This is a genomic window from Micromonospora sp. D75, assembly GCF_018070405.1.
In the GTDB taxonomy this organism is placed as follows: domain Bacteria; phylum Actinomycetota; class Actinomycetes; order Mycobacteriales; family Micromonosporaceae; genus Micromonospora; species Micromonospora chalcea.
The window spans coordinates 1-6,426 of the sequence record NZ_JAGPXV010000337.1 but is presented as its reverse complement, the minus strand read 5'-3'; the positions used below and the strand labels follow the sequence as shown (position 1 = coordinate 6,426).

Genomic DNA, 6,426 nt, shown 5'->3' with positions numbered 1-6,426 from the left:
GCAGGTCGCGCGGATGCAGCCCACCGGTGAGCACGTCCTGCCACAGGTCGCCCTGGTTGCGCAGCTCCCGAGCCAGGTCGGCGAGTCCGGCCTCGCCCGGGTCACCGACGGTGGCCCGGCCGACAGCCGTGGCCCAGGCGGCGAGCGAGCGGCGCACCACGGCGGCCGAGTACGGCGGCAGCACGCTCGCCAGCTCGTCCAGCCACCTGCCGATCTGGAGGTGCCGGCCACTGAACCGGCCCGGGAGCCGGTCGGCGTCGCCGCGCCGTACGGTGTCGGCGAGCGAGCGCCCGAGCCGGTACGCCACACCCACCCGGTGGTTCGTCGCCATCGTCCAGCGCAGCACGTCGATGTTGAGGTCGTCGAGCGCCCGCAGCAACGGGTCCCGGTCGGCGCCGGTGGCGCGGCGGGCGGCGGCGGTGGACGGCACGGTACGGCCCGCCGGGGTCAGCGGCGCGATCTGGGCCAGCGCCACGTCCACGCCGTCCAGGTACATGCCGAGCCGGTGCCACCCGGCCAGCTCGGTCAGGTTCGACAGCTTCGGCGGCGCGGCCACCGGCCGGTTCCCGCCGTCGGTCAGGTCGGCGGTCCGCGCGTGGTGGTAGGCGTCCGCCATCGACCAGCCGAGTCGCAGCGCGGTGACCACCGCGGTCCGCTCGTCCCGTGGTGTCCCGTGCTCCTCGTCGCGCCGCTCCCGCGTCGCGGTGCTCACCGCCCGACCTCCCGTGTCACCGGATCAGTCGAGCGTAAAGCCGTTTTTGCCCGTCTATGACCGTTTCGGGCCCACCCTGCCGGCCAGCAGGCCGCGCGGACGGATCGAGCGGACCGCCTCGGCCGCCGCCCCCTCGGCACGCAGGATGTGGTTCGCCGCGATGATCCCGGTGGCCGCCGACCGTTCCATCAACGCGCTCGGGAACTCCGTGCGGATGCCGTCCCCGGCCAGGTAGAGGCCCGCCGCGTCGGTCTCCACCCCCGGACGGCCGGCGTGGCTGCCAGGCGTGAACGCCGGGGCCTGCGCCTCGACCCGGGCGCGCAACTCGCGTACCCGCAGATCGGCCACCTCCGGCCAGAGCGCGGTCAGCTCCCGCAGCATCCGGGCGGCCAGCTCGTCGGCCGGCACGTCCGGCTCGCAGGCGTACGCGTGCAGCTCCACCACCGAGCCGCCGGTCCGCTCCGCCCAGCGGCGGGGCTCGTCCTCCAGCCGGTGGTAGAGCGTCACCGAGTCCAGCGTGGGCTGCCGGGAGACGCCACTGAACACCGCCCGGTCCGGGCGGACGTCCCCGTCCATCCAGTACCGCGCCACCGCGTACGGCGGCCCGGGTGTGCCGAACGCGGGCATCCGCGCCACCAGCTCGGGCGCCGCCGCGACCAGGCCGGGCGAGGCGCCGACCAGCGCGGCGAGCGCCGGCGGGTCCACCGCGAGCACCACGTGCGGCGCCTCCCAGACGTCGCCGTCCGCGCCGGTGACGCGCCAGCCCGCCGGGGTACGGTCCAGCCGGGCCGCCGGAGCGCCGGTCAGCACCCGGCCGCCGTGCTTCTCCACGTGCCGGGTCAGCGGCTCCCAGATCGCCGTCGCGTAGTCCCGGTCCGGGCAGTCGAACGCCAGCCCCTCCGGGTTGCCGAGCAGGTAGAAGTGGAACTGCGCGATCATCTCGGCGGCCGACATCTCCGCCTCGTGGTTGAAGAACGAGTGCGAGAAGACCTCGAAGAGCATGGCCCGCGCCCGGTCCGGCAGGCGCAGCGAGGTGAGCAGCTCGTCGGCAGTGCGCTCGTCGAACTCCTCGTAGGTGCGCACCGGGTCGTAGGTGAGCAGCGGCAGCGCGGCGTCCCGATCCATCGTGCGCAGGTCCGCCAGGCGCAGGCTCGGACTGCGCAGCAGCAGCGCCAGCAGGTTCGCCGGCGGCGCGGGCGGCAGCTTGCCGAACTCCTCCGTGGGCCACTGCTCGGACAGGATCGGGTACCCCGGAATCGGCTTGAGGAAGCCCAGCGCCGGGTCGACGCGGCGCAGGATCGACCGCCAGTTCCAGTACTGCCGGAAGAACGCGTGGAAGCCGTGCTCGTTGCGCTGGACGCCGTCGGGCAGCTCCTCCGGCCAGGCGCCGAGCCGGCCGCCGAGGTGCGGCGCGGCCTCCAGCACGGTCACCGCCACTCCGCGCTCGGCCAGCACCACCGCCGCCGACATGCCGGCGATGCCGCCGCCGACCACGAGTGCCGCGACCGGTCGCGACACGCGGGGAGCGCCACCGCCGCCCGGGTCCACCACGTGCTCGCGTACGCCGATCAAGCGACCTACCACTTGCGACAGACTCACGGGGGCATCCTTCAGTCGGTGGTCCCCCCAGTCTGCCCGAGGTGAAAGGAAGGGGCCCTTCTTAACGCATACGGATGTGCGGGGGCCCTTCTTAACGCCGGGCGGCCCGGTTACGTCCGCGCCGCGCGCCGGCCGCCCGCGCGCCGAGTGCGCCGCGCGGCGGCGTGGGGGAGGTGTTAACAAGGGGCCCTTCCTCTACCGGAGGTGTTAACAAGGGGCCCTTCCTTTCACGGCAGGCAGTGGCGGGGGCGGTCGGAGGGGGGCCAGACGTACTCCAGGTCGGGGGAGACGTCGGTGAACAGCCGCGCATAGTGGACCGGGTCCTTGCGCAGCAGCGACGACCGGTGGCTGCGGTGCAGGTCGTCGCGGCCCAGCCAGGGCGGCAGCTCACCGGCGGCGGCCAGCTCGTCCTGGGTGCGGATCACGGCGATGCCGCAGGCGGTGGCGAGGTCGGTGGCGAGCGTGCCGGCGCAGGTGTCGGCCCGGCCGGGCTCGCACCACACCGCGCACATGTCCAGCCCGTACCGGGTCAGCGCCTCCTCGTACCCGGCCCACATCTTCACCGCGGGATGGTTGCGCCAGCCGTAGTCCGGCCGGGTCAGGCCGCGCAGCACCTGGATCGTCTCCACGCGCTGCTTGCCCAGCCGCTTCTGGTCCAGCGTCCGGGCGCTGGCCAGGAAGTCCGGATACGGCAGGAACGTCTGCATGCCGGTGCTCTACCCGTACCCGGCCACGCCATGCGTTCATGATCGAGGGGGCTGCGCGTACCGCGAGCGGCTGACTACCATCCGGACATGGCCGAGCCCCTGCGTGACCGCGCACGCCGCGCGACCGGCTGGCGGCTCCGGATGAACGGGGACGAACGCCCCCACTTCGTGGTGTGCGGCTCCGATCCGCTCGCCTACTGGGTGGTCCGGTCGCTGCTCGCCACCGAGGCAGCGGCCGACGGGCGGGTGCGGGTCACGCTCGTGGTGCCGGCCCGCCGCCGGTCCGAGGGCCCGGACGGGCGGGACGTGCCGGGGGTACGGGTCGTCACCGCCGAACGCCTCGACGAGGCGGCGTTCCGCCGGGCCGGGCTGGCCGGCGCGGCCGGGCTGGCGCTGCTGAACCAGGACGACGTGGGCAACATGCACGCCGCGCTCTGCGCCCAGGAGGTCGAGTCCCGGCTGCGCCTGGTGGTGCGCATGTTCAACACCAACCTGGCGGACGGGCTGCGCCAGCTCTTCCCGGACTCGGCGGTGCTCTCCGACGCCTCGATGGCCGCGCCCGCCTTCGTCGCCGCAGCGCTGGGCGAGGTGGCGCCGACCCACTTCCGGCACGCCGGGCGCACGCTGTACGTGGCGCGGCGCGACGACGTACGCCCGCAGGACGTGGTCTGCGGCCTGGCCGTCACCACGGACCCGGACCTGGTCCGGGTGCTGCCCGCCGACGAGGCCGCGGCCGACGTGGTACTGGCCGAGGCGACCGGCCGGCCGGCGGGCACGGAGGTGGCCGCGCGGCGGCTGGTGCGGGCGCGGCGGCGACGGCAGCCGGCGGCGGTGCTGCTGCGCGCGGTCCGCCACTTCGCCACCCGCAAGATCGGCATCGCGGTGCTGGTGCTGCTCGGGGTGATCGCGGTGCTGGGCTGGCTCAACGCGCGGGCCGCCGACGTCAGCTGGAGCGAGGCGGTCTACCTGACGCTGGTCACCACGCTCACCGGCCAGGACCCGGACGTCAACAAGCCGGTCGCCGCCCAGGTCATGCAGGTGGTGCTCAACCTGGCCGGGCTGGCGCTGATCCCGCTGATCACGGCCGCCGTGGTCGACGGCGTCGTAAACGCCCGGCTGGCGCTGCACGCCGGGCGGGTCCAGCCGGACCGCTCCGGGCACGTGGTGCTGGTCGGGCTGGGCAACATCGGCACCCGGGTGATGGCCCAGCTGCACGACTTCGGCGTCGAGGTGGTGGCGATCGACAAGAACGCGGACGCGCGGGGCGCCGCGCTGGCGCACCGGCTGGGGGTGCCGTTGATCGTCGGCGACGCGGGCCGGGAGGAGACGCTGCGGTCCGCGTCCGTCGACACCTGCCAGGCGCTGGTGGTGGTCTCCACCGACGACGGGACGAACCTGCGTGCCGCGCTGATCGCCCGGTCGCTCGACCCGGACCTGCGCGTGGTGCTGCGGCTGTTCGACGGCGACTTCGCCGAGCGGATCCAGCAGGCGTTCGGCATCGGCATCTCGCGCAGTGTGTCCTATCTGGCCGCGCCGTCGTTCGCGGCGGCGCTGCTGGACCGCGCGGTCGTCGCCACCATCCCGGTCGACCGGCACGCGCTGCTGGTCACCGAGGTGCCGGTGGTGGCGGGCTCACCGCTGGACGGGCGTCCGCTGAGCGCGGTGGCCCGGCCCGGCGAGGTACGCCTGCTCGCGTACACCCGGCCGAACCAGAAAGCCGACTGGACGGCCGATCCGCGGATGGTGATCCAGGCCGGTGACCGGTTGACTGTGGTGGCCCGGCGGGCCGGGCTGACCGCGCTGCTGCGGGAGACCACGCCCGCGCCGCCGCCGGCGCCCGCCGGTCCACCCGCCGCGCGCCGGCCGGAGGAGTGACCGGCCGCGTCAGGCAGGTCGCCGACGGCGGCGGACCGTGTATCCGAGTGCGCCGAGCGCGAGCACGCCGACCCCGGCGAGCCCGCTCGGCAGCGGCAGGTTGCCCGCCAGCACCAGGCAGCCGACCAGCCCCAGCGCGGCGAGCACCCGGGCTGGTACGCGGCGGGCCGGGTCCGGGCCGAGCGTCAGCGCCGCCGCGTTGGTGATCGCGTAGTAGACCAGCACGGTGCAGCTGGAGAAGCCGATCGCGCCCCGGACGTCGCCGACCGCGACGACGGCGATCACCACGGCGGCCACGGCCAGCTCGGCGCGGTGCGGCACCCGGTGGCGCGGGTGCACCGCCGCGAGCACGCGCGGCAGGTCCCGGCGGCGGGCCATCGCCAGCGAGGTGCGACCGACGCCCGCGAGCAGCGACAGCAGCACCCCGGTCACCGCGACGGCCGCGCCGGCCCGGACCAGCCAGGCCAGCCCCGGGTGCCCGGTGGCGGTCACCACCTCGACCAGCGGCGCGTCCGTGGACGCCAGCCGGTCGGCGCCCAGCACGCCGAGCGCGACCACCGCCAGCGTCAGGTAGATCGCCAGCACCGCGCCGAGCGCCAGCGGCACCGCGCGGGGGATGGTGCGCTCCGGGTCGCGTACCTCCTCGCCCAGCGTGGCGATCCGCGCGTACCCGGCGAACGCGAAGAACAGCAGCCCGGCGGCGGTGAGCACACCGCGTGCCCCGAGGTCGGCGGGGGCGGTGAGCCGGTCGGCCGCCACCTGCGGGGCGCCGGTCACCGCCACCACGGCGAGCACTGTGAGCACCAGCGCGACCAGCACCCGGGTGGCGGCGGCGGTCTTGCCGATGCCGCGCAGGTTCACCACCGTCACCGCCACCACCGCGAGGACGGCGACGAGCCGCGCCCGCCCCGGCCACAGGTACGCCCCGACGGTCAGCGCCATGGCCGCGCAGCTCGCGGTCTTGCCGACCACGAAGCCCCAGCCGGCCAGGAAACCGGCGAACGGGTGCAGCCGTTCCCGGCCGTAGACGTAGGTGCCGCCGGACTCGGGGTAGCGGGCGGCGAGCCGGGCCGAGCTGGTGGCGTTGCAGTAGGCGATGAAGCCGGCGACCGCCAGCGCGACCAGCAGACCGACGCCGCCGGCTGCCGCCGCGGCGGGGGCGAAGACCACGAAGACGCCCGCGCCGAGCATCGAGCCGAGACCGATGACGACCGCGTCGGGTACGCCGAGTCGCCGCGCCAGTTGTTCCACACCGGCAGCCTAGGAGCGTGCGGTGAACAGCGGGTGCGGTCGCCCGGTCAGCCCGGCGCGGACCAGTCGACCGGCCGCCGCCAGTCGCCGAGCCGGCGCGGCAGCGGCAGGTCGTCCCAGGGCACCCGGCGCAGCAGCCGGTCCAGCAGCAGGCCGAGCAGCAGACCGGCGATCGAGTCGGTGAGCCAGTGCCAGCCCAGGTAGACGGTGGTGCAGAAGACCACCGCCGGGGGCACCACCCGGACCACGGTGACCAGCCGGGGCGGCACGGTCCGGCCGACC

Annotated in this window: 5 protein-coding genes and 1 pseudogene; 1 reads left to right on the top strand and 5 read right to left on the bottom strand. The window is 75.3% G+C overall.

Annotated elements, in window-relative coordinates; all coding sequences use genetic code 11:
- From KBX39_RS19700 to KBX39_RS19690, 3 genes and pseudogenes are all read right to left on the bottom strand, one after another.
- Window positions 1-712 (bottom strand): annotated as a pseudogene (locus KBX39_RS19700) (hypothetical protein); the annotation flags it as partial.
- 54 nt (window positions 713-766) lie between these two features.
- Complete coding sequence (locus KBX39_RS19695; protein ID WP_210871890.1) at window positions 767-2,311, bottom strand: FAD-dependent oxidoreductase; 1,545 nt, start codon at window positions 2,309-2,311, stop codon at window positions 767-769.
- A gap of 227 nt (window positions 2,312-2,538) precedes the next feature.
- Window positions 2,539-3,018, bottom strand: coding sequence for an MSMEG_6728 family protein (locus KBX39_RS19690; RefSeq protein ID WP_104113969.1), 480 nt, complete (start codon window positions 3,016-3,018; stop codon window positions 2,539-2,541).
- 141 nt (window positions 3,019-3,159) lie between these two features.
- Here KBX39_RS19690 and KBX39_RS19685 point away from each other — a divergent pair, with 141 nt between their 5' ends.
- Window positions 3,160-4,893 (top strand): TrkA family potassium uptake protein, encoded by a 1,734-nt coding sequence (locus tag KBX39_RS19685; protein ID WP_210871892.1) that lies wholly within the window; start codon window positions 3,160-3,162, stop codon window positions 4,891-4,893.
- Between the two features lie 9 nt (window positions 4,894-4,902).
- Here the strand turns inward: KBX39_RS19685 and KBX39_RS19680 are convergent, their stop codons facing one another.
- Complete coding sequence (locus KBX39_RS19680) at window positions 4,903-6,144, bottom strand: APC family permease (protein WP_210871888.1); 1,242 nt, start codon at window positions 6,142-6,144, stop codon at window positions 4,903-4,905.
- A gap of 47 nt (window positions 6,145-6,191) precedes the next feature.
- Window positions 6,192-6,426: phosphatase PAP2 family protein (locus KBX39_RS19675; RefSeq protein WP_210871886.1), on the bottom strand; the 235-nt coding region annotated here is incomplete at its 5' end.